The 25796-nt window shown below is 61.3% G+C and carries 22 protein-coding genes; 7 read left to right on the top strand and 15 right to left on the bottom strand.

What is annotated here, in order from left to right; all coding sequences use genetic code 11:
• The first annotated feature begins 69 nt into the window (after positions 1-69).
• The 6 genes from GHO32_RS07205 to lpdA all read left to right on the top strand — a co-directional run bounded on the left by GHO32_RS07205 (position 70) and on the right by lpdA (position 7604).
• Complete coding sequence (locus GHO32_RS07205; RefSeq protein WP_153336818.1) at positions 70-1311, top strand: OprD family porin; 1242 nt, start codon at positions 70-72, stop codon at positions 1309-1311.
• A 126-nt stretch (positions 1312-1437) separates the two neighbouring features.
• Positions 1438-2250 (top strand): SDR family NAD(P)-dependent oxidoreductase, encoded by an 813-nt coding sequence (locus GHO32_RS07200; protein ID WP_153336819.1) that lies wholly within the window; start codon positions 1438-1440, stop codon positions 2248-2250.
• A 63-nt stretch (positions 2251-2313) separates the two neighbouring features.
• Complete coding sequence (locus GHO32_RS07195) at positions 2314-4506, top strand: thiamine pyrophosphate-dependent enzyme (protein ID WP_153338161.1); 2193 nt, start codon at positions 2314-2316, stop codon at positions 4504-4506.
• On the top strand, positions 4503-4988 hold the full coding sequence (locus GHO32_RS07190) for a VOC family protein (protein ID WP_048386934.1): 486 nt from the start codon (positions 4503-4505) through the stop codon (positions 4986-4988). Before GHO32_RS07195 ends, GHO32_RS07190 begins: the two co-directional genes overlap by 4 nt.
• Positions 4988-6202 carry a pyruvate dehydrogenase complex dihydrolipoamide acetyltransferase gene (locus GHO32_RS07185; protein WP_153338162.1) on the top strand — a complete coding sequence of 405 codons (1215 nt, stop codon included), beginning with the start codon at positions 4988-4990 and terminating at the stop codon, positions 6200-6202. Before GHO32_RS07190 ends, GHO32_RS07185 begins: the two co-directional genes overlap by 1 nt.
• Positions 6203-6212: 10 nt before the next feature.
• Positions 6213-7604 (top strand): dihydrolipoyl dehydrogenase, encoded by a 1392-nt coding sequence (gene lpdA / locus GHO32_RS07180; protein ID WP_153336776.1) that lies wholly within the window; start codon positions 6213-6215, stop codon positions 7602-7604.
• A gap of 103 nt (positions 7605-7707) precedes the next feature.
• Here lpdA and GHO32_RS07175 read toward each other — a convergent pair whose 3' ends face one another.
• The 12 genes from GHO32_RS07175 to GHO32_RS07120 all read right to left on the bottom strand — a co-directional run bounded on the left by GHO32_RS07175 (position 7708) and on the right by GHO32_RS07120 (position 21566).
• Positions 7708-8667, bottom strand: coding sequence for an ABC transporter ATP-binding protein (locus tag GHO32_RS07175; protein WP_153336775.1), 960 nt, complete (start codon positions 8665-8667; stop codon positions 7708-7710).
• A complete protein-coding gene (locus GHO32_RS07170) occupies positions 8667-9656 on the bottom strand; it encodes an ABC transporter ATP-binding protein (RefSeq protein WP_153336774.1) in 990 nt (329 codons plus the stop codon). Before GHO32_RS07170 ends, GHO32_RS07175 begins: the two co-directional genes overlap by 1 nt.
• A gap of 2 nt (positions 9657-9658) precedes the next feature.
• The gene (gene ddpC, locus GHO32_RS07165) at positions 9659-10543 is read right to left on the bottom strand and encodes a D,D-dipeptide ABC transporter permease (RefSeq protein ID WP_048369273.1); all 885 of its coding nucleotides are present in this window, start codon (positions 10541-10543) and stop codon (positions 9659-9661) included.
• 1 nt (position 10544) lies between these two features.
• Complete coding sequence (locus tag GHO32_RS07160; RefSeq protein WP_153333999.1) at positions 10545-11561, bottom strand: ABC transporter permease; 1017 nt, start codon at positions 11559-11561, stop codon at positions 10545-10547.
• A 76-nt stretch (positions 11562-11637) separates the two neighbouring features.
• Positions 11638-13209 carry an ABC transporter substrate-binding protein gene (locus tag GHO32_RS07155; protein ID WP_371924572.1) on the bottom strand — a complete coding sequence of 524 codons (1572 nt, stop codon included), beginning with the start codon at positions 13207-13209 and terminating at the stop codon, positions 11638-11640.
• A gap of 182 nt (positions 13210-13391) precedes the next feature.
• Positions 13392-13943 carry a D-alanyl-D-alanine dipeptidase gene (gene ddpX / locus GHO32_RS07150; RefSeq protein WP_368668395.1) on the bottom strand — a complete coding sequence of 184 codons (552 nt, stop codon included), beginning with the start codon at positions 13941-13943 and terminating at the stop codon, positions 13392-13394.
• A gap of 37 nt (positions 13944-13980) precedes the next feature.
• On the bottom strand, positions 13981-14835 hold the full coding sequence (locus tag GHO32_RS07145) for a MurR/RpiR family transcriptional regulator (RefSeq protein WP_153336771.1): 855 nt from the start codon (positions 14833-14835) through the stop codon (positions 13981-13983).
• Between the two features lie 280 nt (positions 14836-15115).
• Positions 15116-16159 carry an iron chelate uptake ABC transporter family permease subunit gene (locus tag GHO32_RS07140; RefSeq protein ID WP_153336770.1) on the bottom strand — a complete coding sequence of 348 codons (1044 nt, stop codon included), beginning with the start codon at positions 16157-16159 and terminating at the stop codon, positions 15116-15118.
• Positions 16156-17103, bottom strand: a complete 948-nt coding sequence (locus tag GHO32_RS07135) for an iron ABC transporter permease (RefSeq protein ID WP_153338167.1) — start codon at positions 17101-17103, stop codon at positions 16156-16158. The genes GHO32_RS07140 and GHO32_RS07135 overlap by 4 nt, the downstream gene beginning before the upstream one ends.
• A 96-nt stretch (positions 17104-17199) precedes the next feature.
• Positions 17200-18096: a Fe2+-enterobactin ABC transporter substrate-binding protein gene (fepB, locus tag GHO32_RS07130; protein ID WP_153336702.1), complete on the bottom strand. Its 897-nt coding sequence runs from the start codon at positions 18094-18096 to the stop codon at positions 17200-17202.
• Positions 18089-19408: an NtaA/DmoA family FMN-dependent monooxygenase gene (locus GHO32_RS07125; protein ID WP_153336703.1), complete on the bottom strand. Its 1320-nt coding sequence runs from the start codon at positions 19406-19408 to the stop codon at positions 18089-18091. Before GHO32_RS07125 ends, fepB begins: the two co-directional genes overlap by 8 nt.
• 67 nt (positions 19409-19475) lie before the next feature.
• Complete coding sequence (locus GHO32_RS07120) at positions 19476-21566, bottom strand: TonB-dependent receptor (RefSeq protein WP_153336704.1); 2091 nt, start codon at positions 21564-21566, stop codon at positions 19476-19478.
• 257 nt (positions 21567-21823) lie between these two features.
• Here GHO32_RS07120 and GHO32_RS07115 point away from each other — a divergent pair, with 257 nt between their 5' ends.
• Entirely contained in the window at positions 21824-22609 is a 786-nt protein-coding gene (locus GHO32_RS07115; RefSeq protein WP_368668401.1) for an IclR family transcriptional regulator, read from the top strand.
• Positions 22610-22612: 3 nt separating this feature from the next.
• On the opposite strand, the gene GHO32_RS07110 is transcribed toward GHO32_RS07115, so the two are convergent.
• The 3 genes from GHO32_RS07110 to GHO32_RS07100 form a co-directional block, all read right to left on the bottom strand.
• On the bottom strand, positions 22613-23401 hold the full coding sequence (locus GHO32_RS07110) for an ABC transporter ATP-binding protein (protein ID WP_153336705.1): 789 nt from the start codon (positions 23399-23401) through the stop codon (positions 22613-22615).
• 130 nt (positions 23402-23531) lie between these two features.
• The gene (locus GHO32_RS07105; protein ID WP_153336706.1) at positions 23532-25097 is read right to left on the bottom strand and encodes a GMC family oxidoreductase; all 1566 of its coding nucleotides are present in this window, start codon (positions 25095-25097) and stop codon (positions 23532-23534) included.
• 12 nt (positions 25098-25109) lie between these two features.
• The gene (locus GHO32_RS07100) at positions 25110-25667 is read right to left on the bottom strand and encodes a tat (twin-arginine translocation) pathway signal sequence (protein ID WP_153336707.1); all 558 of its coding nucleotides are present in this window, start codon (positions 25665-25667) and stop codon (positions 25110-25112) included.
• Positions 25668-25796: the final 129 nt, after the last annotated feature.

Below are 25796 nucleotides of genomic sequence, written 5' to 3'. Positions count from 1 at the left end.
GACGGTATGGCGAAACACGCGTTCGCCAGGGGTTTCTGCGTCTTAAATCCAACAGGAAAAACAATAAAAATGAACCTGAATAAATACATCGCCGCACAACCCCTGCTGTTGCTGAGCACCTTGCCGGGCCTGGTTCTGGCGCAGGAGCATGGCTTTATCGAGGACGCCACGGCCAACGTGCTGATGCGCAACTTCTACTTCAATCGCGACTTTCGTGACAGCAACGCCAGCCAAGCCAAGAGCGAGGAATGGGCGCAGGGCTTTCTGCTCAATGCGCAGTCTGGCTACACCCAAGGGTTTGTGGGGGTAGGCGTAGACCTGATCGGCCGCCTCGGGGTCAAGCTCGACAGTGGTGGTGGGCGTGCGGGCACGCTGTTGCTGCCTGCCGACGGCAAAGGCTCGGCGGATGACTTTTCCAGCCTGGGCGCGGCGCTGAAATTAAAGATGTCGAAGACCGAACTGAAAGTGGGTGAACTGCTGCCCAGCCTGCCGATCCTCCAATACAACGATGCGCGCCTGCTGCCGCAGACGTTTCAGGGGGCGATGCTGACCTCCAAGGAAATCACCGGCCTGACCCTGAATGCCGGGCAGATGCGCTCCTTCACCCAGCGTAATTCCAGCAACCGCGAAGACATGTTTATCGATGGCCGCGCCTTCGCCACCTCTGACCGCTACAACTACCTGGGCGGTGAATACCGCTTCAACCAGGAACGCACCATGGTCGGCCTGTGGGGCGCTGAGCTGGAGGACATTTACCGGCAGCGTTTTATCCAGTTCACCCACAAACAACCCGTGGGCGACTGGACCCTGGGCACCAATATCGGCTTGCTCGACTCAGAAGAGCAGGGCGATGCCAAGGCCGGCAAAATCGACAACCGCTCGTTCTTCACCACCCTCAGCGCCGCCCATGGCGGGCACACGGTGATGGCTGCCTGGCAGCGCATGTATGGCGACGACGGAACCATCTGGCTCAGCCCGACCACCACTGTGTTGCCAAGCGATATTCAGGTGCGCAATTTCGCCTCCGCCCAGGAAAAAGCCTGGCAACTGCGTTACGACTACAACTTTGTCGCCATGGGCATCCCGGGGCTGACCACCTTTGTGCGTTACGTCAGTGGCGACAATGTGCTGGTGGCGGGCAGCAACACCGGCAAGGAATGGGAGCGCGACTTTGACGTGTCGTACGTGATCCAGAGCGGCCCCCTGAAAAACCTGGGCCTGCGCTGGAGAAACGCCATGGTGCGCTCCAGTTTCGGCCCGTCAGTGGACGATAACCGCCTGATCGTCAGCTACAGCCTCGCGCTGTTTTGATCGGCAAGTTGACTGATCCGGTAACAATTTCCTTTGACAGAGCCCTTACTGCGGGTTAATTTTTCGTCACTGGTCTGACAAGTTAATTTAAATGTATGACCAGCTATAAAAATAAGTGAGAACCTCATGTCCCATTCAGATAGTTCTGCACCTGTTTTCCAGCACAGCGCCTATGCCGGCATCCAGGACAACGTGGTGGTGGTCACCGGCGGCGGCAGCGGCATTGGTCTGGCCCTCGCCAAAGGCTTTGCGCGCAACGGCGCACATTTGCTGCTGATCGATATCAACGCTCAGGCCATGGCCGATGCCAAAGGCGAACTCCAGCAAGAATTCCCCAAGACCCGGGTTGAATGCTTCGAGGCGTCGGTGACTGACGAAGAGGCCATTGACGCAGCCTTTGCTCACGCCAAGGCATGCTTCGGGCGCATTGATGTGCTGCTCAACAACGCCGGTGTTTCCATCAACAAACCGTCCCTCGACATCACCCCGGCCGAATGGCGCCGGGCCGTAGAGATCAACTTCAGCAGCGTGTTCATCTGCGCCCAGGCGGCTGCCCGGCACATGATCGAGCAGCAAGCGGGCGTGATCATCAACACCTCGTCGATGTGGGGCGTGTCGCACTCCGCAGAGCGCACCGCGTATTGCTCTACCAAAGCGGCGGTGGTGTCCATGACCAAATGCCTGGCCGTCGAGTGGGCGCGCCACGGTATCCGCGTCAACGCCATCGGGCCTGGTTACACCCGCACTCCGCTGGTCGATGAACTGCAACGCGCAGGCCGTCTGGACGTTGACGCCCTGAGCAAGCGCACGCCGCTGCACCGCCTGGGTGAACCGGGCGAAATGGCCGAGTTGGCGCTGTTTCTGGCCTCTGGCAGCGCGACCTTCATTACCGGGCAAATCTACGTCTCGGACGGCGGCTGGACCGCTAACGGTTTCTAGCTTTCCTTCGTTGTGCCGGCCCGCAGGGGCCGGTCGCTTTGAGTTCTTTGTGGAGAAGTAAACATGCCGAATAGTGTTGCCTTGTCGCCGGCATCGCCGTGGGTCGAGCTGAATACCACCGACGCCGACTGGAAGCAGGCCGACCCCGCGCTGCTGGGCACCATGCTCAGCCAGTTGCACCTGATCCGGGCCTTTGAAGAAACCGTACTGGAACTGGCCGGAGAAGGCCTGGTGCACGGTCCGGCGCACTCCAGCATCGGCCAGGAAGGCGGCGCGGTCGGTTCGATCGTGCCGCTGGGTGCGGCAGATGAAGTCAATGGTTCACACCGTGGCCACCACCAGTTTCTGGCCAAGGCGCTGGTGTACCTGATGCCCGAGGGCATTGACCCGAAAGCGCCGGTCAATCCGTCGATCCAGAATTTGCTGCAACGCACCCTGGCAGAAATCCTCGGCCTGGCCCAAGGCTTCTGCAAAGGCCGGGGAGGCTCCATGCACTTGCAATGGGCCGAGGCGGGCGCCCTGGGCACTAACGCGATCGTTGGCGGCGGTGTGCCGTTGGCGGCGGGCGCGGCCTGGGCCCACCGGCATGCGCAGACCGACACCGTGGCGGTCACCTATTTCGGTGACGGCGCGGTCAACATCGGTTCGGTGCTGGAAACCATGAACCTGGCGGCGGCCTGGAAGTTGCCACTGTGTTTCTTTATCGAAAACAACCTCTACGCCGTGTCGACCACGGTAGACGAAGCCACCGCCGAACCGCGCCTTTCGGCCCGCGGCCTGGGCTTTAACATCCCGAGCTGGAAAGTCGACGGCATGGACCCGCTGGCGGTGTACCTGGCCATGCAACAAGCGCTGGCGCACATGCGTGCCGGCAATGGCCCGACCGTGATCGAAGCCGACGTGTACCGTTTCTTCCACCAGAATGGCCCGTTCCCCGGCAGCGCCTTCGGCTATCGCAGCAAAGAAGAAGAACAACACTGGCGTGCCCGTGACCCGCTGGACCGCTTGGCCACTGAAATGAAAAAACGCGAGCTGATCGACGAAGCCGGTCTGACCGCGCTGCGTGAAACCATCAAGGCGGCCATGGCCGAAGCAGCGGCGCAGTTGCTGGAAGCGGACCCGTCCGGCAAGCCGGGCAAACGGCGGATTCGCCCTGAGCTATGGCCTGCAGCGGACTTTCGTGACGTGGGCATTCGTGGCGACCTCAGCGAGCTGGCCGATGCTCGCACGTGCGAGCAATCGAGCTACAGCGGCACCCTGGAAAAACGCAAATTCATCGACGCAATTGCCGACGTGATGAACCGGCGCATGGAAACCGACGACAGCATCGTGGTCATGGGCGAGGACGTGCATCGCCTCAAGGGCGGCACCAACGGCGCCACCCGTGGCTTGAAAGATCGTTTCCCGGAGCGGATTCTCGGTACGCCCATCAGCGAAAACGCCTTTTGCGGCCTTGGCGGCGGGATGGCCCTCGATGGCCGTTTCAAGCCGGTGGTGGAGTTCATGTACCCGGACTTTATGTGGGTGGCCGCCGACCAGGTGTTCAATCAGATCGGCAAAGCCCGGCACATGTTCGGCGGGCAAAGCGACGTGCCCTTGGTACTGCGCACCAAAATTGCCATGGGCACCGGCTACGGCTCGCAGCACTCCATGGACCCGGCGGGCATTTACGTGACCAGCCCCGGCTGGCGCATCGTCGCCGCGTCGACGCCGTTTGACTACATCGGCCTGATGAACACCGCGCTGGCCTGCAAAGACCCGGTGCTGGTGATCGAACATGTCGACTTGTACAGCCAGACCGGTGAAGTGCCGACTGACGACCTGGACTACCAGATCCCGTTTGGCACCGCCGCCATTCGCCGCGAAGGCCGCGAACTGACCATCCTGACCTACCTGAGCATGGTCGGGCATTCCCTGGAAGCCGTCGAGCAGACCGGCATCGACGCCGAGGTCATCGACCTGCGCTTTCTCGACCGCGCCAGTTTTGACTGGGCCACGGTAGAGGCGAGTATCCGCAAGACCAACAACGTGCTGATTGTCGAGCAGGGCGCCCGTGGCACGTCCTACGGCGGCTGGCTGGCAGACGAACTGCAACGCCGTTGCTTCGACTGGCTCGACCAGCCGATTCAGCGGGTTACCGGCGGTGAAGGTTCGCCGAGTATTTCCAAAGTTCTGGAGCGTGCCGCCAGTGCCCGCACCGAAGAAGTGGTTGAAGGCCTGCAACAGGTCATCCGCGAAAAAGGAGCACGTCCATGAGCGTCAACATGCTGGTTCCAATGGAAGTCGGTATTTGCTGCGTCGACCTGCCGGCCCTTAGCCGGTTCTATCAGGACGTGCTGGGCTTTACCTTTGTCGCCCAGGTGCAAATGCCCGCTGCCGCCGCGCAACGCGTGGGGCTGAGCGAGGGCGGTTACAGCGTGGTGCGCTTGCAGACGCCTTACGGCGAGCGGATCAAATTGCTTGCCCCGGAGCGCACGCCCACCCGGCACGTCGACGGTTTGATCCTCGATCGCCAAAACGCCAGTTACCTGACCTTTATCGTCGAAGACATCGCCAGCCTGGTTGCTGACCTGAAGCGCGCCGGTGCGAGCTTTTTCGCCGGTGACGAGGCGATCCAGCTGCGCCCTGATGTGAAAGCGCTGTTTTGCCGCGATCCGGAAGGAAACGTGCTGGAGTTGGTCGAGTACGCCGACATCGCCGCTTACCGTCCTGACCTTTTCAACCACCGGAGTGCCTGATGGCCAAGCTCTTGCACATGCCCGAGGTGTCGGCCAACGCGACCCACGCCGCCATCCAGAATTGGGCCATCAAAGAAGGCGAAACAATCGCCGTGGGCGATTGCATTGCCGAGATCGAAACTGAAAAAGCCCTGGTAGAACTGGCCGCTGAAGAAGAGGGCGTGCTGGGTAAAATCCTCGTCGCGGCGGGCCGCGAAGTAGAAGTCGGCTCGCCTATCGGTGTGTTGTTTGCCAAAGGTGAAAGCAACGTCGACATTGCCGCGTTGCTGGCCAAGGCGGTCGCGCAACAGGCTGCACCCGCGCCGGTAGCCGATGAGGCGCCTGTCGTACCTGTGCCTGTCGCTGCGCAGCCCGCGCAAACGGGTCGGGTCTTTGCCAGCCCCTTGGCCCGCCGTCTGGCGGCGGCCAAAGGGCTGGACCTGGCGAGCCTTAAAGGCAGCGGCCCCAACGGCCGTATCGTCAAGCGCGACGTCGAAGCCGCCAGCGCCGCTCCCGTAGCGCCTGCACCGGTGGTTGCGGCAGCGATCAGCGGCCCGGCCTTTGATGAAATCCCCCACAGCGGCATGCGTAAAACCATTGCCCGGCGCTTGGTAGAGAGCAAGGCCACGGTTCCGCATTTTTACCTGGACGTCGAGATTCGCATGGAGCGCTTGTTGGCCTTGCGTGAGCAAATCAACCAGAACGCGCCGCGCAAAATCTCGATCAACGACTTTATCGTCAAGGCCGTGGCCGTGGCCTTGCGCCAGGTACCGGCCATGAACGTGACCTGGACCGACACTGCGCTGCGCCAGTACCACGAGGCCGATGTGTGCGTCGCAGTGTCCACGGACACCGGGCTGATTACTCCGGTGGTGCGCAACGCGGGCGGCAAAGCCTTGTCGCAGATCAGCGCCGATGTCGCAGAACTGGCCGGGCGTGCCCGTGACGGGCGCCTGCGGCCCGAGGAATATCAGGGTGGCAGCTTTACCATCAGCAACCTGGGCATGTTCGGCGTCGAGCAATTCAGCGCCATTATCAACCCCCCTCACGCAGCGATTCTGGCCGTGGGCGCGACCCAGCAGAAGCCGGTGGTTGAAGACGGCGAGCTGAAAGCCGGCGCGGTCATGCGCTGCACCTTGTCGGTGGACCACCGCGCCGTGGATGGTGCGCTGGCGGCGCAATGGCTGGCCGTGTTCAAGGGCCTGATGGAAAACCCGCTGGGCATGCTGATTTGAGGGAGTCCCCATGAGCGATAACACTTTCGACGTGATCGTGGTAGGCGGCGGCCCCGGCGGTTACGTCGCGGCGATCCGTGCCAGCCAGTTGGGCCTGCGCACGGCGCTGGTCGAAAAGGCCCACTTGGGCGGGATCTGCCTGAACTGGGGCTGCATCCCCACCAAAGCCTTGTTGCGCAGCGCCGACGTCTTGCGTCTGATCCGCAATGCCAAAGGCTTTGGCATTGACGTGGGCCAGGCCAAACCGGACCTGGAGGCCATCGTCAAACGCTCCCGCGACGTGGCGGCGCAATTGCAGCGCGGCGTCAGCGGGCTGATGAAAAAACACCGTGTCCAGGTCTTCAACGGCCATGGGCGGCTTAATGGTCCGCAGCGTCTGAGTGTGACCGGCGAACAGGGCGAACAACAGCTAAGTGCGGCGCACATCATCCTTGCCACCGGCGCACGGGCCCGCGTGCTGCCGGGCATGGAGCCAGACGGCCAACACTTCTGGACCTACCGCGAAGCGCTGGTGCCAAAAAGCATACCCAAGCGTTTGGTGATCATTGGTGGCGGCGCCATCGGCATCGAGTTCGCCAGCTTCTATCACGCCCTGGGTGCCCACGTCAGAGTGGTGGAGATGGCCGAGCGCATCTTGCCGGTCGAAGACCAGGACATCAGCACCCACGTGGCCCAGTCGCTGACCCGCGAAGGCATCCACCTGTACACCGGCTGCGCAGTCAAAAGCAGCCGTGTCCAGCAGGGCAGCGTCCAGGTGCAGCTTCAAGGCAAGCGCCAGGAGACGTTACAGGCCGATGTGGTTCTGGTGGCGGCGGGGATTGTGGGCAACGTTGAAGACCTTGGGCTCGAAGGAACTCGGGTCAAGGTCGAGCGCAGCCATGTGCAGGTCGATGACTACTGTCGCACCGACGAACCGGGCGTGTACGCCATTGGCGACCTTGCCGGGGCACCCTGGCTGGCGCACAAGGCCAGCCACGAAGCGGTGATCTGCGTAGAGAAAATCGCCGGGAAAACCCCGCATCCGTTGAACCCGCTCAGCGTCCCCGCGTGCACCTACAGCCACCCGCAAGTGGCCAGCGTGGGCTACACCGAAGCCCAGGCACGCGCGGCCGGCAAGGCGATCAACGTCGGTAAATTCCCCTTCGTGGCCAACGGCAAGGCCATCGCCATGGGCGCCACTGAAGGTTTCGTCAAAGTCATCTTTGACGCCGACAGCGGCGAACTGTTGGGCGCACACATGGTGGGTGAAGAAGTCACCGAAATGATCCAGGGCTACGTCATCGCCCGTGGGCTGGAGACCACCGAAGCTGAGCTGATCGACAGCATCCTGCCGCACCCGACCATGTCCGAAGCCATGCACGAAGCCGTGCTGGCCGCCTACGAGCGGGCACTGCACAGCTAATAAACCTTACACCTCGCCTGTAGGAGCGAGCTTGTCTCGCGATCTTTTGATCTTCAAAACACCCGATCAAAAGACCGTGAGCACGCTGGCTACAGCGCTTTATTCACTGCTGTACATGACACCGGACCCCCGCCTCAAGCACTTGCGGCTGTTGGCAGCCGTCGGTGCTCAGGCTGCAGCGTTCGCGGAAGAAACACCCCTGGGGAAGGTTTCGGTTGCCCGGCAATTCGGTGGGCGCTGCCACCTGTTCGGCCCGCAATGGCACGCCCAGGCGGGGAACGGCTTCGAAGAGCAGGCGGGTGTACGGGTGGCGCGGCTGGTCAAGAACTTGCTCCGCGCTGCCCAGCTCGACGATCTGCCCCAAGTACATCACGGCCACCCGGTCAGACATGTGCCGTACCACCGAGACGTTATGGGAAATCAGGATGTAGGTCAGATTGCGCGCCCGTTGCAACTCGGCCAGCAGGTTGAGGATCTGCGCCTGCACCGAGATGTCCAGCGCAGAGGTGGGCTCGTCCAGTACGATGATGTCCGGGTCCGACGACAAGGCTCTGGCAATGGCGATCCGCTGGCGCTGGCCGCCGGAGAACTGGTGGGCAAAACGGTCCAGGTACTCCGGACGGATACCGACCTGGGCTGCCACTTTCGAGGCAATGTCGCGCATCTGTTCGCGTGAGCGCATGCCGCGCGCATAAAGCGGCTCGGTGATGATGCGCCAGATCGGCAACCTCGGGTTCAGTGATGATTGCGGGTCCTGAAAGACGATTTGCACATTGCTGCTGCCCTGGCCTTTTTTGCCGTTGGCCCAGCTCAACGCGCCACTGCTGGGGGCAACCAGGCCCATCAGCACTTGCGCCAGGGTACTTTTGCCACAGCCGGACTCTCCGACGATGCCCAGGGTTTCTCCGGCCCTGACCTGAAGGTCGATGCCATTAAGGGCATGGGCATAGCCGCGGGGCCGCCCCAGCCAGTCATTGCTGACGGGGAAGCGCACGCGCACATCAGTCAATTGAAGGATCTCGTGAGGTACCACGGCCACCGATTCAGACACTGCACTGTTCATCACGAAAGCTCCTTATGCGGTAGCCAGCAAGCGCTTTTACGTTGTTCATCGTGGTTGATGGCGGTCAACACCGGCCGCTCGCTGCATATCGGCAACGCATGCTGGCAGCGCTCCGCGAACGTGCAGCCGACGGGCAGGCGCGAGAGATTCGGCACTTGCCCGGGAATGGTCATCAAGGGCTGCCCCGGCTCGACCATTTCCGGTAAGCCGCTGAGCAATCCCCGGGTGTAGGGATGGCGCGGATGGCGCATCACATCCGCGGTCAGCCCTTGCTCAACCACCGCGCCGGTGTACATCACGTACACCCGGTCACAGAACTGCGACACCAGGGCCATGTCGTGGGTGATCAGCAGAATGGCGGTACCTTTTTGCCGGGCCTTTTCTTGCAGTAACAGCAGCACCTGGCGTTGCACCGTGACGTCGAGTGCGGTGGTGGGTTCGTCGGCGATCAGCAACTGCGGCTCACATGAGAACGCCAGGGCAATCATGACCCGCTGGCGCATGCCGCCCGACAGTTCGAACGGGTAGCTGTCCAGAACCTGCTCGGGGCTGGCGATGTGCATGTCGCGCAGCAGTTCGATGGCCTTGGCCCGGGCCTGTTGTGTACTGATTTTTTGGTGATGGATGATCACGTCGAGCATTTGCCGACCGATCCGCCGCGTCGGGTTGAGTGCGGTCATCGGCTCCTGGAAGATCATCGCCGCATCACGGCCGCGAATCTTCAAAAGCTCTTTTTCAGGGGTGTTGAGCATGTCGCGATCGAGCATGCTCAGGCTGCCGGAGGTGATCCGGTAACTGCGCTCGGGCAGCAAGCGCATGCTGAGCATCGCGGTGACGGATTTACCCGACCCGGACTCGCCGACCACGCCCACAATTTCGCCGGGGTTGACGTGCAACGACACGCCATTGAGTGCCTTGACGCTGCTCTTGTAGGCCGGGAACTCAAGGCTCAAGTTGTCGATGGCCAACACTGGATTGCAAGTCGACATGCTTATTTCCCCTGCTGGCGTGGATCGAGCAGATCGCGTACGCCATCGCCCAACAAATTGAAGCCCGTCGCCGTGATCAGAATGGCCAGCCCCGGGAAGGTGGAGTACCACCAGTTATCCAGAATGTAATTGCGCCCGGTGGCGACCATTGCCCCCCACTCAGCGGTGGGTTGTTGCGCACCCAGACCGATAAAGCCCAGGGCCGAGGCCATGAGAATGGCGCTGCCGATGTCCAGGCTCAGTTGCACCAGCAACGGTGGCATGGCGTTGCGCGCAACGTGCCAGTGGACCATGTGCCAGCGCTCGGCACCGAAGGTTTCGGCGGCCTTGACGTAGCCCATCTGGCGAATGCTCAAAGACTGGCCACGGGCCAATCGCACATAAGAAGGAATTCGCACCAGAGTAATCGCCAACATGGCATTGAACAGGCTGGCGCCCAGAGCGGCCGCCAGGGCCATGATCAGCACCAGTGACGGCACCGACAGCATGATGTCCATCATGCGCATGGTCACGGCGTCGAAACGCCCGCCAATCACCCCGGAAAAACAGCCCAGCAGCCCGCCGATAAAACACGCAGAAAAGGCCACGAACAAACCGACGCCGACCGATTGACGGCTGCCGAACAGCACCCGGCTGAACAGGTCACGGCCTACTTCATCGGTTCCGAACCAGTGCTCGGCAGAGGGCGCAGCCAAACGCGCCGAGAGGTTCAGGGCGTTAGGGTCATGGCTGGCCAGCCATGGCGCGAAGATCATGCACAACACCACCATCAGGGTGATGGCCAACCCGGCCATGGTCAGCGGGCTGCGGCGGATCTGATGGATCAAGTAGGCGGTTTGCTCGCGCCAGCGCGGGGTGGGGGCGGTGGAAGTCAGAGGGACGGACATTTCAATTCACCTCGCCGATACGCGGGTCGATCACGCGATACAGAAGATCGATGGCCATGTTCAGCAACACATAGATAAACGACACCAAAATGGCGAAACCCATCACCGCAGGGAAATCCAGCGACTGGATCGACTTGACGACGTAGGCGCCCATGCCGGGCCAGGCGAAGACGGTCTCGGTGAGCACTGCGCCGTAAAGCAAGTCGCCCAGGGTCAGGCCGAGCACCGTCACCGAAGGGATCAACGCATTGGGCAGGGCGTGGCGCAGGATCACGGTCCAGCGCGACAGGCCATAGGCGCGGGCCGTGCGGATATAGTCCTCGCCGAGCTGGTCGAGCATGGCGGAGCGAATTTGCCGGGCGATCACCCCCAGGGTCACGAAACCCAGTGTGGCGGCGGGCAGGATGAGGTGTTTGAGCGCATCCATAAACAGGCTGAAGTTTCCGGCCAGCAGGGCGTCAATCAGATAGAACCCGGTGATCGTGGTTGGCGGGGCAAGCCCTTCGGACAGACGCCCGCCACCGGGCAGCCAGCCCAGATGGCCATAAAACAGCACGATGGCGCCCAGCCCCAGCCAGAAAGCCGGGGTTGAAATCCCGGTGACCGCCAGGGTCCGTGCAATCTGGTCGATGGCGCGGTTGTGATAGACGGCTGACAACACACCCAGCGGTACGCCCACCACAATCGCCAGAAACAATGCGACCACCGCCAGTTCCAGGGTCGCCGGGAAGAACGCCTGCAGGTCTTCGAGCACCGGGCGATTGGTGCGGATCGACGTGCCGAGGTCGCCCTGCACCAGGTCCAGCAAGTAACGGCCATATTGTTGGTACAGCGGTAAATCCAGCCCCAGTTGATGGCGGATGCCGGCCACCAGCTCATCGCTGGCACGGTCACCGGCAATCAGTCGGGCGGGGTCGCCAGGAATCAGGTGGGAAATGGCAAAAGTAATCAGCGAAACACCGAACACGACCAGCAACAGGCCAAGCAGGCGCTTGCGCAACAACGTCAGGAAGGCCATAAGGCACCTCTGTTACTCAAACGACAGATATCAGAAAACCGTGCACGCCTTTAGCGGCGTGCACGAAAGCGCCGGTTCACTTGCTCATGCTGCCCAGGTTGAACACCTGTTCGAGCATGGGGTTGAACACATAGCCTTTGACCGAATCACGCATCGGCAAGGTGTAGCTCTTTTGGTAGAGGTACACGTAAGCACTGTCGTTGAGCGCCAGCTTTTGCGCGTCCTGATACAACTCGACGCGCTTGGCCTGATCGCTGGTGGTGGCCGCTTCACGAATCAGCGTGTCGACCTGCGGGTTGCTGTAGAACGAGCGGTTGCCCTGCAGGCCCTGCATTTTGGAGTCGAACCAGAAGTTCATGAACATGTACGGGTCGGCGAAGTCAGGGCTCCAGGTGCCGACGGCGATGTCATAGTCGGCCTGGCCAACACGTTCGCGCAGGGTGGCGTTGGCGGTTTTTTCCATCTTGAGGTTAATGCCCAGCGGCATCAGGGCCGCTTGCAAGGTCAGGCCAATCGGTTCCCAGTTGGCGTCCTTGTCCGAGTACATGTAACTCAGGTTGGTGATCTTTTTCGGCACTTTGGCCAGGCTGTCGGCTGCTGCCGCCATGTCCTGCTTCATGTTCGGCAGCGAACTGTCATACGCCCACATGCCTTTGGGGATCGGCCCGTTCAGCAGTTCGGCCTTGTCTTTGAGAATGCCGCTGACGATGCCCTTGTAATCCACCGCTTCGGTGATCGCACGGCGGGCGTCAACGTTGGTCAGCGGGCCTTTCTTGTTGTTGAGGTACAGGTAGGTCACCCGCAGGGACGGGTACTCTTTGACTGCAATGCCTGGCTTGCTGGCCAGCGCCCCCAACTGGTCTTCGGGCATGTCCTCAATAATGTCGAGGTCGCCACGTTCCAGTTGCAAGCGACGTACCGAAGGCTCGGCGATGATTTTCAACACCACGGTTTTCAACGCAGGCGCGGGGCCGGCGTAGTGAGGGTTTGGTTCCAGGGTCAGCGACTGGCCTTTTTGCCAGTTGGCCAGGCGATAAGGGCCCGAACCTGCGGTGTGGCTGGACAGCCAGGCGTTGGTTTCTGCGCCTTTGTTCGCCACCAGCGGGTTGATCACCGAGGCGCCGTTGTGGGCCAGGGTGTAGAGGAACGGCGCAAAAGGTGTTTTCAGGGTGAAGCGGATGGTCTGCGGGTCAACCACAGTGACCACCATGTCTTCCGGGAATGCCCCGGACGGCCCTTGCTTGAGGGTCATCAAACGGTCGAACGAGAATTTCACTGCTGCGGCGTCTACGGCGCTGCCGTCATCGAATTTGTTGCCCGGCTTGAGCTTGAATTCCCATACCAGGTTGTCGGGGGACACGGTCCAGCTTTCGGCCAGGTCGCCCTCGACTTCGGTGCTGCTCTTGTCACCGTCGGTCTTGTAGCCCACCAAACGTTGATAGGACGGGTAGGTAATGGTCCAGTCGTTGTTATCAAACGTCACGGCGGGGTCGAGGGTTTGCGGGTCGGCGGGTTTGCCGATAATCAGCGTGTCCTGTGCCACGGCAGCGGTAGCAGCCTGCCAGGCGCCGAGGCTCAAGGCGGCACACAAAAAACTCAGCGCCAATCTGCGGGCACGGGGAGGGGTGTGGCGGTTCACGGGGTTCATGACGGTCATTGCCGGTTTCCTTCAACATTCGATGTCTGGAAGTGGGTCAGGTTTTTTTTTGGAATCTATAACCGGGCAGTAGCAGTTGAAGCATGTTTACAGCGTTTTTGTTGTTCTTTTCGGGCAGTGCGTTGGCCCTGAAACTCTTTGGTTTCATCGACCTTTTACGGCTCAAACAGGTGTTACTCGTGGATCAACGGGTAGTCGTCGGCGTTGGGTAATTCGTAATGCCACCATTCACTGGCGATCGGCAGGAATCCGGCTCCGAGCATCACCCCCAACAGCAGCAAGCGATTGCGTTGCACCTGCACGGGCAAGTGTGGGTAGAACTGGTGCGAGGGTTCTTCCATGGTGTCGAAACCCGTGCCCATATCCAGCGCTACGCCGTCGCCGTCCACCAGTGTCAGGTCAACCGCGACACCACGACTGTGGTGTGAGCCCAGGTGCGGATCGCGCACGTAGTCGCCGTTGGGCAGGGCTTCCCACAACAGGAACTGCGCAGCAGGCGGCCGGTAGGCGTCATAAATCAGCAGGCTGTAACCGGCCAGTCGCGCCAGTTCGCTGGCCTTGCGCAGGCAGGCAGCGGCATCGCGATGCAGCAGGCAACGGGTTGTCGGGTAGATCACTTTGCCGGCCAGATTGTCGGCAGTGGCGTAGATCATGTTGATCTGCACCTGAAACTGCCGGGCATCAATCTCAATCAGTGGGCTGGGACTGGTAACGCTCTGATTCACACACTCACTCCTGGTGAAATCGGTTGGGGCAATGCGCTTAACCTTCGAACTGGCCGAAGGCTTTTTGCAGTTGACGATTCTTGGCCAAACGTTCGTCCAGATGCTCGCCATATTGCTGCGCAACAGCTGAAACCATGAGATTCAACAGGCATGCCAGCGGCGCCGGGGAATCCCAGAACTGGCCAACATCGGTTTTGATCTGCAACAGATCCAGCGCGTAGTCGCGGGCCCACGGGCATTGCAGGTCGGTAATCAGGGCCAGCGGCAATGCGTTTTCAAGAGCCGCCTGGCAGAAGGTCTGGGTCACGCTGGAATACGCCCGAAAGTCAGCAATGATCGCATAGGGGTTGTCGAAGCCTGAGTTCAGCGTTTCGGCATAAATGCCGGACAGGCCGTCTACGTAGAAAACCTTGGGGCGGATGTACTCAAGGTGGCTGTGAAAGGCCGTGAGAATCCCGCGGGTGGACTGGATGCCGATAATGAACACGGCATCGGCTTCGTGGATGCGTTTGACGATCTGGGCAAAGGCTTCGCTGCGCGCCACTTCATAGACGTACTGGATCGCTTCGATTTCACGCTGCATCGAACGGTCAAGCGCGTCGCCGCCGTTGCTTTCAAGGCGAAAGGCTGCAATCCGGTCGGTGATCAACCAGGACGCAGGCACTTCACCGCGCAAGCTCTGTTTGACGTCGTCGAGGTTCTGATAACCCAACGAGCGCAAGAACCGCCCGACCGAAATCCCGGTGGTTGAAGCTTGCAGCGCAATGCTGTCAGCGGACTCGAAAGGGAGCTGTTGCGGGTTGCCGAGCAAGTAACTGGCAATGCGTTTGCCGGTCGGCGTCATGCTGGAAAACTCGTTTTCCAGCAACTGAAAAAAATTGTTTTTTTCCATAAAGATCAACGCGCGCCGACAGGTGAGTGTTATGTGAGTGTCATTTTCACTCTTGGTGTTATCAACATAACATCAGTCTTCGAGCGGACACAACGGCTTTTCTGTGGATTGCTGAGGAATTAATTTTTGGCGTGGGAATGCGTTCTTTAAGAGGGGCCGTCCCGTCTTCGATTCCGTGCTGTCGCACAGCAAACAAGCCACCGACAGTCGTCAGCATCCCCCAATCGGTTCCCTCTCCTTCGGGAGAGGGCTAGGGTGAGGGGGGCTCTTACAGGGAGGGTTAGCCGATTGGCTTGCGACTTCGGGTCAGTAGCCACAGCAGGTAAAACCCGCCCAACAGCCCGGTGGTGAGGCCGATGGGCAGGTTGAGGTTCAGCGGGAAGCGCTGGCTCACCAAGTCGGCGCTGAGTAACAGCAGGGCGCCCATGATGGCGCCGGACACCAGTGGGATGTCCGGTGAGCCGGTCAGGCGTCTGGCCAGTTGCGGTGCTGCCAGGGCGATAAAGCTGATCGGCCCGGCCGCTGCCGTGGCAATCGAGGTCAAGCCCACGGCGGCCATGACCATCACCAGTCGCGAGCGCTCAACCGGGACGCCCAGTTGGCAGGCGGTGTCGTCACCCATCTCGAGCATGTTCAACGGCCGCGCATGGTAGATCGCAATGGGCACGATCAGCACAAAGCCCAGGGCTGCCGGCACCACGTGGGACCAGGTGCGGGTGTTCAGCGAGCCCGACAACCACAGTTGCGCGGTCATGGCTTGGTCGAGGTCGCCGGTCACCAGCAAGACAGTGTTGAGGCCGGTGAGCATGGCGCCGACGCCAATCCCCACCAACACCAGACGATAGCCTCCCGTGGTGCGGCCTTTCAGAGACAGGACAAACACCACGGCGGCTGTGCAGACGCCTGAGAGCACGGCCGCTAGCGAGGTGCCCAACGGACCGGCATTGAACAGGATGATTTGCACAATGGCGCCGCTGGCTGCGCCGGTGGTAAAGCCGATGATGTCCGGCGAGCCCAGCGCATTGCGCGAGATTGACTGAAACACCGATCCGGCCATGCCCAACGCGGCGCCGACAAACACGGCGGTGAGCACGCGGGGCAGACGCACCCGCTGAATGATCCGCTCGGCCGTCGGATTGTCACCCAGGCCGAACAGGCTGGCGAGCACTTCGCCGGGGCTCAGGTGCAAGGTGCCGATGCCCAGCAACAGCACGGCCAGCAGCAGTGCCAAGAGCAGTAATCCGGCGCCGATCAATGCCGCCCGTGGGCGCCAGACAAACGAGCAGTGGGCGAAACGAACCACGGCGGGCAGGCTGTTTTTCATAGTTGGCTCAGTCGGTACTTGCGCACCACAGCAATAAAGAAGGGCCCGCCGAGCAACAGGGCGACGATCCCGGCAGCGATTTCAGACGGGGCGACCACCAACCGGCCCAGCACGTCGGCACCCAGCAGCAGGATTGCCGCGTAGAGCCCGGAGTAGGGCAGGATCCAGCGATAATCCGGACCCACCAGCAAGCGGGCAATGTGCGGTGCCACCAGCCCGACAAAGGCAATCGGCCCGGCCCCGGCCGTGGCTGCCCCGGCCAGCAGCATGACCGCCAGGCACGCCAGCAGCCAGGTCGAGCGCGGGCTGGCGCCGAGTGCCAGGCCCAAGTCCTTGCCCAACGCCAAAATGTTCAGGTTGCTGACAATCAGCAGGGCCACCGCGCAGCCGAGGCTGACCGCCACGGCCAAGACGGCAGCCGCCTCCAGCCCGCTGCGCTCAAGTGAACCGGAAGCCCAATGGCGGAACTGATCGAACACCTCGGTGGGGGCATTGAGAATGAAAATCCCGGTGATCGAGGTCAGCATGATCGACAACCCGGCCCCGGCCAGTACCAGCCGCACCGGGTTGTTCCCGCTGGAGTGGGCCTGGCCGATGATGAACACCGCTATCCCGGCCAGCCCGGCGCCGATAAAGGCAAACCAGACATAGGCCAGTGGCGTGACCACATGGAACGCCACCGCGCCGATGATCACCGCCAGCGCGGCACCGGCGTTGATCCCCAGCAGGCCCGGTTCAGCCAGCGGGTTGCGCGTCACGGCTTGCATGATCGCCCCGGCCACGCCCAGGGCCAGCCCCGCGAGGATCGCCACCAACGTGCGCGGCACGCGCATTTCGCGCACGATCAGGTGCAAGTCGTTATGCCGGTCGTAGTGCCTGAGGGCGTCCAGCACCTGCGCCAGATCAATCGAGCGTGAGCCCAGCGTCAGGCTCAGCACGCTCATCAATAACAGCAGCGCAACGCCGCCGATCAGCCCCCGGTAACGCTTGCGTTGGCGGGCATCACCGCGTGCGGTGTATTGCAAAGACAATGGCCTCACTCAGTGAAAACTCCGTGCCACGGTGTCGATCATTTGCCGCCCCGAGTAATAGTCGATGCGAAACGAGCTGACTCCCAGCGGGTAGACCCGTTTATGGATCACCGCAGGCAGGTTGGCCAGCACCGGATCCGCGAGAAACGCTTGCACGTCGGCGTCATTGCCGCCGAGTAAAAACACGCTGTCACCGACAATCGCCCTGGACAGGTTTTCACGGGAAATAAAGCCCACGTCCGAGCTGCGTCGCACTTGCGCGTCCAGCGCCTCGGGCAAGCCGGCGACCTTGAAACCCAGCGCCGACAACAGGCGCGCCTGCGGGCTGCTCGGCAGGCCGACCGAGTAACTCCCGGCAATGTTGTAGCCGACCACGCTTACCGGTTCGGCCGGCGGCGTCAGGGTCGCGGCAACTTGCGCGGTGTAGTCGTCGAAGCGCTTGATCGCGTCCTGTGCCTGCTGTTCCAGGCCCGTCACCTTGCCCAACTCAACCGCCATTTGCTGCCAACTCTGGTTCGAGTAGTTGACCACGGTGGTGTTGATGCCCTGGGCTTGCAGCTCGCCTTGGTGCTGAATCACGCTGTCGGCCCCGGTGGCAGACAGCACCAGCAGGTCCGGGTCCTGGCCGATCACCGCTTCGATGTCGAACAGCAAATTGCTGTACAGCACTTGCACCCCGCGCTGGTCGGCCACCTCAGCCCATTGCGTGAAAAAGCCCTTGTCGTCAGACAGCCGGCTGGGAGTGGTCGCGGCGGTGGCGATCAAGGGCGCGTTCATGGCCAGCAAGATGCCGGTCACGCTGGGGGTGGTCGAGACGATGCGCCGGGGTGTGTCGGCGGCGTGGGCGACGCTGGCCAGCAGCAATGCCGCCAGCGACAACAGGGGCAGGGCGCGCAGTTTAATCATCGGTGCATGGCTCGTTCAGGTGATGGTTAAAGGTCGAGCCGCTGTATTGCTCGCGGAAACGCCCGGCTTGTACCAGACGCGGCATCACCTGCTGCAGAAATAAATGCACGGACTCGACAGCCCCTCCCGGCGCCGCGATAAAGCCGTCGATGGCACCCGAGTCGGCCCATTCTAGGATCTGCTCCACGGCATCGTCGACAGTGCCCACCACTTGCCAGTGCGCCGCCGAAATCACTTCCGGGCGTAGCAGCAGTTGGTCAATGGTCAGTGATTCGCGTTCGATCAGGCGTCGCAGCAGGCTGTTATGGGTACGGCTCCCGGCACTGGGCGGTACTTCAGGCAGGTCGGCCCTGGTCACCAGGCGATCGGCTGCCCAGTGACTCAGGTCGAGGCCGATCATGTCTTTGATCGACGCCAGTTTGCGCGTGCGGTCGAGGCGGGCATGGGTTTGCATAAACAGGGCGCGGGCTTCTTCGCGGGTGGCGGCCAGGTACAGGCTGAGGCCGGGCAACAAACGAATATCCGCCGGGTTGCGACCGTGGCGCTGGGCACGTTCAGACAGGTCGCGGCGCAGATCTTGGGCGGCCTCTATATCGGGCGTCGGGGCGAACACCAGGTCAGCCACCGAGGCCGCAAAATCGCGCCCCGAGTCTGACGCGCCGGCTTGAATCAGCGGGATGCGGGTGTCGGGGAAGGCGGGCAAATTGAGCGGGCCTTTGACCTTGAGGTGCTTGCCGTCATGGTTGATCGGGTTGACTTGGGCCACGTCCGCATAACGGCCGCTGGCGCGGTCAATCTGCAAAGCTTCGCTGGGGAAACTCGCCCACAGCGCCTGCACCACCTGGGTAAATTCGGCGGCGCGCTCATAGCGCTCTTCGGCGCTGGGCATGTGTTCCAGACCAAAATTTTCATGGCCTTGCAGGGCTGTGACGATGTTCCAGCCCGCGCGGCCACGGCTCACCCAGTTCAGCGATTGCAGCTGGCGGGCAACCACGTACGGCGGAAAAAAGGTGGTCGAGACGGTTGAAACCAGGCCGATATGCGTGGTTTCCCGGGCGACGGCCGCCAGCAGCACGGTGGGGTCGAGGCTGGCAAAGCCCGAGCCGCTGGCAAGCATTTCGGTGGGCATGCTGCTGACGTCCGGACGGAACACAAAGTCCAGGTGTGCGGCTTCGGCGCGGCGGGCCAGGTCAATGGCGTAATCAGCGGTGAAAATCCCTTCGATGTTGCTGTTTTCGCGTCTCCAGCCGTCGCCGCTCAACCAGGTGGGCGCCAGGGACAGACCGATGTGCAGGTGTTTTTTGCGACTCATGATCAAACCTTTGTGACCTAAACAAAAAGATCGCGAGACAAGCTCGCTCCTACAGAGGGGCGGGGGGTCAGAACGCGCCCTTGACCCCGACGCCGAACATCCGGGGTGTGGTCATGCTCGCTTCAAGGCCGCCGATGCCACGGTTTTGCTGCATGTAAATGGCGGAGCGGTCGTCGAAGACGTTCTTCACGTAGCCATACAGCTCGACCGCTTCACTGAAGCGATAACTCATGCGCGCATCGGTCAGGGTGTACGAGTCGATGCTCAGGCTCTTGGTGTTGGCGGTGTCGGAGTAGTAGCCGTCGAAGTGCCGCACTTGCACCGACAGGTTGGCTTTATCGGTGATGTCCCAGCTCGGGCCAAAGCTCAGGCTGTAACCGGGTGAGCGGGCAAATTCATTGGCCTCATACGATTCGTTGCTGGAGATCTTGTCGATGCGGGTGCGCAAGGTGCCGACGCTGCCGCGCAGTTTGAGGTTGTCCAGCACTTGGTAGTCCGCGCCCAGCTCAAGCCCATAGCCGTGGGCTTTTTCGGCATTGATGGTGTACGACTGGGCGACGCCGGGCGAGATCACCACCGGGATGTTGTACTGCGCGTCCTTGAAGTCCATGTAGAACAGGTTGGCGCTGAGGATCAGCCGGTCATTGAGCAGGTTGGCGCGGGTGAACAGTTCATAGTTCCACACCGATTCTTCCTTGAAGTCCTGCCACTGGCGGGTGCTCAGGTTAAGCGACATGCCGCCCGGGTTGTAGCCACGGCTGACCATCGCGCCGACGGTCCAGTCCGGGGTGGCGGCAAAGGCCAGCGACACTTTGGGCAGAAACGCCGAGAAGGTTTTCTGGTAGTCCAGCGGGCCGGGGGCGAGCACCGAGGTGCCCTGGCGGTCAATGCGGTCTTCCTGATAACGCAAGCCGCTGCTGAGGGTCCAGCGATCGTTCAGGCGGTAATTCAATTCACCGAAGACGCCGTAGTTTTCCTTGGTGTCATCAAAGCTCGACAGCCCTGACAGCAACAGGGATTCATCGGATTTGGTGCGGGCCACATACACGCCGCCGACGCCGCTGAATTCGCTGTGCTGGTCACCAAAGGTCAGGCGCGTTTCGTTGGACAGGTTGTTCTGCTTGACGTCGGCGTCGCCCTGGCCGCGAATGCCGGTGTAGCGTTTAACGCTGGAGTGCGAGTACTGCGCCTGGTTGAACAGTTTGAGGCCGTTGTCGAAGTCATAGCTGACATCGAGGATCCCGGTGTTGGTGGTCTGCTCCCATGACGGCATGGTCGTGGTGGTGTGGTCGAGCTTGTGGAAAGGCTCGGAGGCTGCTTCCTGGCTGGGGCGGTTGCTGTCGTTATGGACCAGTGTCAGCTTGGCTTCCAGCCCGGTGATCGAGCTGGGTAGCCAGAGCAATTTGGCGCGGGCGTTCAACGCGCTGAAGTCCTGATCGGTCTTGCCCTTCTGGAAGTTGGGGCTGGTGTAGTCAATGAACGTGTCGCGGGCCGAGTAATCCACCGCCAGACGGCCCGCCAGGTCTTCGCCCATCAACGGGCCGGAGAGGGCAATCGAGGTGCGTTTATGGTTGTAGTTGCCGATTTCGGCCTGGTACAGCGCTTCGGGGGTGAAGGTCGGGTTTTTGGTGTTGACGATGATCGCCCCGGCAATCGCGTTGGCCCCTTGCGAGGTGGTTTGCGGCCCGCGGAACACTTCGATGCTGTCCAGGTCCCAGACCGACGTCGCGCCAAAGAACATCTCGTTGTAATTCAGGTAATGGCCGTCCAGGTTGATCGTCGCGCGGGGCACGGTGCCGCCCCAGAACACGTTTTGCCCGTTGTTCGGCCCCTGGCTGTCCATCCCGCGAATGACCGGAGCGCCCACGGTGTCGGTGTAGATCACGTTGGGCACGCCCTGGAGCACTTCGTGAACCGTTGAGTCGCCGGTTTTTTGCTGATCGATTTCGCGACCGCTGATGACCGTGACCGAGGAGGCGGTGTTCTTCAAGTCACGCTCAAGTTTCTCACCGGTGACGGTAATCGGCTCGAACACCAGCGATGTTTTTTTCTCGCTGACCACGCTCTCTTCTGCCAGCGCACAGGACGCGCCAAGCAGGGTAGACAAGGTTAAAACGCTGAATCCACGGCTCAGCTTGCGGGATGGATAGGCCTTCAAGAGATGCTCCAAATGAGAATGATCCTCGTTAATGGCGATCCTAGCATGTAGCTATTACGTTCCTCAATAAAGAATTGATTCCTCTATGCGGTATTTGTCGGTGTGAACTACGCTGCTTTTTTTGTCCGCGGTAAGGGACGCTAAAGTCGGTATCATGCGCATCGCCGTTGCGTCATCGCGTCGTCGATGGATGCCTATTGAGAGACTGCTGCGAGACAGTGGCGAGGAGAGGTTATTTGAAGAAGTTGAAGGCCAGCGTGGACGACGAGGTCCCCGAGACCCCGAACGAAAAGCGCTCGGGTACGATTCAGTCGGTGGCCATTGCTGCACGGTTTTTGAATGTGCTGGCCAGCGCTGAGCGCGAACTGGCCTTGGGTGAAGTCGCCCGGCGCACCAGTACCGGCGGTTCCACGACCCATCGCTACCTGCAAAGCCTGGTCAAGGAAGGCCTGGCCAAACAGGACCCGGCCACCGGCCTGTATGACCTGGGCCCGGCGGCACTGAGCATTGGCATTGGCGCCCTCAAACGTGTGGATGCGGTAGAAATCGCCGCCGCGCAAATGAAAGCCCTGGCCTACCAGCATGCCGCCAGTGGCGGGGTGGCGATCTGGACCGACCGCGGGCCGACGCTGGTGCGCTGGTATCGCAGCGCCTACTTCTCCATCAGCCCGTTGGCCCTGGGCGATATCCTGCCGTTGGACAACACCGCCTGCGGGCTGGTGTTTCAGGCGTTTTTGCCGAAGACCACGATTGATGCAGCGCGCAAGCAACAGCCCGCGCATTTTCGCGGTACGCCGCCGACCAAAGCGGTGCTTGAAGATGTGCGCAGTGCCTGCTGGTCCGAGCTCACCAGCCACCTGCTGTCGAACGTGACCGGGCAGGCCGCCCCGGTGTTTGACGCCCAGGGTGAGCTGGTCTGCGTGATGACCACCGTGGCCGATCTGGGCCAGTTGAAATCGCCCGAAGATCGCCGGGCGCTGTTCCATGCGGCCAATCGGGTCAATCAGTCCACCGGCGGTTTGCCCTGGCAGGGTGGCGAGTAAGCCTTAGTCGATGGCTCGGGCCTTGGGCACCACCAACGGGGTGCCGGTGACCGGGTCAGAAATGATCACCGACGCCAGGCCGAACACTTGCTCGACCAGCGCTTCGGTGAATATTTCACTGGGAGCGCCCTGGTCGACAATCGCACCATCTTTCATCGCAATGATGTGTGAAGCGTAACGGCAGGCCTGATTCAGATCGTGCAACACGGCGACTATCGTGCGGCCCTCGCGGTTGAGGCGGGCGAGCAGTTCGAGCAGCTCGATCTGATGGGCAATATCAAGAAACGTGGTGGGTTCATCCAGCAGCAGGATCGGTGTTTCCTGCGCCAGCACCATGGCGATCCACACACGCTGGCGCTGGCCGCCGGACAGTTCGTCCAGCAAGCGGCCGGCCAGTTCCGTGACCTGCGCTGCCGCCATCGCCGCGCTGACGGCTTGCTCATCGGCCTGCGACCACTGGCGCAAAAAAGACTGATGCGGATAACGCCCACGGGCGACCAGATCGGCCACGGTGATGCCATCGGGGGCCACCGCTGTTTGCGGCAACAAACCGAGGGTGCGGGCAACTTCTTTGGCCGGCAACTGCGTGATGACCTGCTGATCGAGCAACACCTGGCCGCTGGCCGGGGTCAGCAAACGGGACAAGGCGCGTAACAAGGTCGACTTGCCACAGGCGTTGGGGCCGACGATCACGGTGAACGAGCCATCGATAATGCTGACCGAAAGGTCGGTCGAAATCGTCCGTTGCTCGTAACGCAGCGTCACGGCATCGGCACGCAAGCGATGGGTCATGGAGAAGAGTTCCTGGCCAGTCAGAAGGGCGGCCAGTATCACAGATGCGGAATTTGTTCCGCAATACGGAAAGCGCGGGGCGATATCAAGATCAAAAGATCGCGAGGCCCGCGATCTTTTGATGTCAACGTTATGCGGCCTTGGTTTTAAGGGCCTCGGCAATGTAATCCGCTTGCCGGATGGCCAGGCTGACAATCGTCAGCGTGGGGTTTTCGGCCGCGCTGGTGGTGAACTGGCTTCCGTCCGAGATAAACAGGTTAGGCACCTCGTGGCTCTGGCCGTGTTTGTTGCACACCCCGTCAGCCTCTTTCAGGCTCATGCGGCACGTGCCCAGGTTGTGGGTTGAAGGGTAGGGCGGCACGCGGTGGGTTTTCAGCGCGCCCACCGCTTCGTACACCGCGCTGCCTTGTTTGAAGGCGTGCTCGCGCATGGCCAGATCATTGGGGTGATCGTCGTAGTGCACGTTGGCCACGGGGATGCCCAAGTGATCCTTGGTGTCACTCAAGGTGATGCGGTTGGTCTCGCGGGGCATGTCTTCACCCACCAGCCACATGCCCGCCAGATGCGTGTAGTTGTCCATCACGCGGGTGAAATCCCGGCCCCAGGCGCCCGGATTAAAAAACGCTGCCATAAACGATGGGCCGAGGGAAATGGTCTCCATTTCATAGCCGCCGACAAACCCGCGATCCGGGTTGAAGCGCGACTCGTCACTGATCAGCCCCGCCATGATCGTGCCCCGATAGAAATGCACCGGGTCGTTGAACTCGGCGAATACCGAGCCGGTGGTGTGGCGCATGTAGTGCTTGCCGACCATCCCCGAGCCGTTGCCCAGACCGTGGGGAAACATCGCGCTGGACGAGTTGAGCAACAACCGCGGGGTTTCAATCGCATTGCCGGCAATCGCCACGATACGGCCTTTTTGCCGGTGCAACTGGCCTTGGGCATCGGCATAGACCACGGCATTGGCGCGGCCCTTGGCGTCGTGTTCGATGCGCACAGCATGGGCCTGGGTGCGCAAGTCGAGCTTGCCGGTGGCTTCGGCGGCGGGGATTTCGGTATACAGCGTGGACCACTTCGCGCCCATCTTGCAGCCCTGGAAACAGAACCCCAGCTGCATACATTGTGCTCGCCCGTCGCGGCCACGGCTGTTGATTGCCATGTGCCCGGTTGAGCACTCCTTGTAACCGAGCTTTTTGGCGCCGTTGTACATCACCTGGAAATTGTTGTTGCCCGGTAAGCCGGGGATGTCGTGGGTGCGGGTCACGCCCATTTTGTTTTCGGCGCGTTCGTAATAAGGCTCCAGTTCAGCCAGGGTCAAGGGCCAGTCCAGCAGGTTGGCGTCTTTGACCTCGCCGTACATCTGGCGTGCGCGAAATTCGTGTTCTTGCAGGCGAATACTGGCACCGGCCCAGTGGGTGGTGGTGCCGCCCACGGTTTTGCAGATCCAGGCGGGCAGGTTGGGGAAGTCTTTGGCGATCTGCCACGAGCCCGACGTGGTGCGGGTGTCGCCCCAGGACAATTGCGCAAACGAAGGCCATTCGTCGTTGATAAACGTTGCCGGGGATTGCCGTGCACCGGCCTCCAGCAACACCACCGGGATGCCTTTTTGGCACAACTCGTTGGCCAGCGTGCCGCCGCCTGCGCCGGAGCCGATGATGATCACTACCGAATCGTCGTCAAAACTGTAAGTCGTCATGTTCGCTGCTCCTCAAAACGCACTGGGACTGGCATCGGCTGGCGCGGCGGGTAGCCACTTCAGGTCATTGAAGCCGCGCATCAGGTAGCCGCCTTTAGGGAAGGAGGCACCTTCGTAGCCGAAGTGCTCGTAGGCCAGTTCATTGCTGTAGAGCGAATTGACCGACGTGCCGCGCACCAACTTGAAAAAGTCGCTGTTCTGGATTTTTTCGAGCAGGGCCACTTGCTGGTGTTCATCCAGGCTCGCCCACTTGCCGCCCGCCAGCGTGTCCAGTTCGGCGAGGCCTTTCTCCAGCTGCGGCAGAATTGAAGGGTCGGCCGATGCGCGCTCATCCAGCGCCTTCACAGCAAAGGCGTAGACAGCGTCTTCCATACGGTCATGGGGATAAATGCGCCGCACCACAAGCAACAATTGCGACGCCGCATCACTGGGGAGTGTGTTCATTTCCATGGCCCAGGACTGACTGGGAGCCAGCAGCGCAATAGGGCCGGAGCTGAACATGAGGGTGCCTAACAGCAGCCCGCCACTTCCTTGCAGGAAGCGACGACGATTGACCTTTAGGTCTTGCATGAAATGTCTCCTTGTTATTTTTATAGGAGTAACAGTGTCACAGGCAAATCACAGGTCGCGGGTTGGCAGGAGCGGGTGACAGCGGTAAGCCCGTCCAGCCGGACGCTGGTTAAAAGCAATCAGGTGTTT

Source organism: Pseudomonas sp. FSL R10-2189 (assembly GCF_009600325.1).
Classification (GTDB): domain Bacteria; phylum Pseudomonadota; class Gammaproteobacteria; order Pseudomonadales; family Pseudomonadaceae; genus Aquipseudomonas; species Aquipseudomonas helleri.
The sequence above is the reverse complement of the archived record's forward strand: the minus strand, read 5'-3'. Positions and strand labels throughout refer to the sequence as shown.

Coding starts and splice junctions, on each gene's coding strand:
- GHO32_RS07185 (WP_153338162.1), top strand. CDS start 4,988: ATGGCCAAGCTCTTGCACATGCCCGAGGTGTCGGCCAACGCGACCCAC.
- GHO32_RS07145 (WP_153336771.1), bottom strand. CDS start 14,835: ATGGAAAAAAACAATTTTTTTCAGTTGCTGGAAAACGAGTTTTCCAGC.
- GHO32_RS07155 (WP_371924572.1), bottom strand. CDS start 13,209: ATGAACCCCGTGAACCGCCACACCCCTCCCCGTGCCCGCAGATTGGCG.
- GHO32_RS07200 (WP_153336819.1), top strand. CDS start 1,438: ATGTCCCATTCAGATAGTTCTGCACCTGTTTTCCAGCACAGCGCCTAT.
- ddpC (WP_048369273.1), bottom strand. CDS start 10,543: ATGTCCGTCCCTCTGACTTCCACCGCCCCCACCCCGCGCTGGCGCGAG.
- GHO32_RS07105 (WP_153336706.1), bottom strand. CDS start 25,097: ATGACGACTTACAGTTTTGACGACGATTCGGTAGTGATCATCATCGGC.
- lpdA (WP_153336776.1), top strand. CDS start 6,213: ATGAGCGATAACACTTTCGACGTGATCGTGGTAGGCGGCGGCCCCGGC.
- GHO32_RS07175 (WP_153336775.1), bottom strand. CDS start 8,667: ATGAACAGTGCAGTGTCTGAATCGGTGGCCGTGGTACCTCACGAGATC.
- GHO32_RS07195 (WP_153338161.1), top strand. CDS start 2,314: ATGCCGAATAGTGTTGCCTTGTCGCCGGCATCGCCGTGGGTCGAGCTG.
- GHO32_RS07170 (WP_153336774.1), bottom strand. CDS start 9,656: ATGTCGACTTGCAATCCAGTGTTGGCCATCGACAACTTGAGCCTTGAG.
- GHO32_RS07100 (WP_153336707.1), bottom strand. CDS start 25,667: ATGCAAGACCTAAAGGTCAATCGTCGTCGCTTCCTGCAAGGAAGTGGC.
- GHO32_RS07160 (WP_153333999.1), bottom strand. CDS start 11,561: ATGGCCTTCCTGACGTTGTTGCGCAAGCGCCTGCTTGGCCTGTTGCTG.
- GHO32_RS07140 (WP_153336770.1), bottom strand. CDS start 16,159: ATGAAAAACAGCCTGCCCGCCGTGGTTCGTTTCGCCCACTGCTCGTTT.
- GHO32_RS07110 (WP_153336705.1), bottom strand. CDS start 23,401: ATGACCCATCGCTTGCGTGCCGATGCCGTGACGCTGCGTTACGAGCAA.
- GHO32_RS07190 (WP_048386934.1), top strand. CDS start 4,503: ATGAGCGTCAACATGCTGGTTCCAATGGAAGTCGGTATTTGCTGCGTC.
- GHO32_RS07125 (WP_153336703.1), bottom strand. CDS start 19,408: ATGAGTCGCAAAAAACACCTGCACATCGGTCTGTCCCTGGCGCCCACC.
- fepB (WP_153336702.1), bottom strand. CDS start 18,096: ATGATTAAACTGCGCGCCCTGCCCCTGTTGTCGCTGGCGGCATTGCTG.
- GHO32_RS07135 (WP_153338167.1), bottom strand. CDS start 17,103: ATGAGCGTGCTGAGCCTGACGCTGGGCTCACGCTCGATTGATCTGGCG.
- GHO32_RS07205 (WP_153336818.1), top strand. CDS start 70: ATGAACCTGAATAAATACATCGCCGCACAACCCCTGCTGTTGCTGAGC.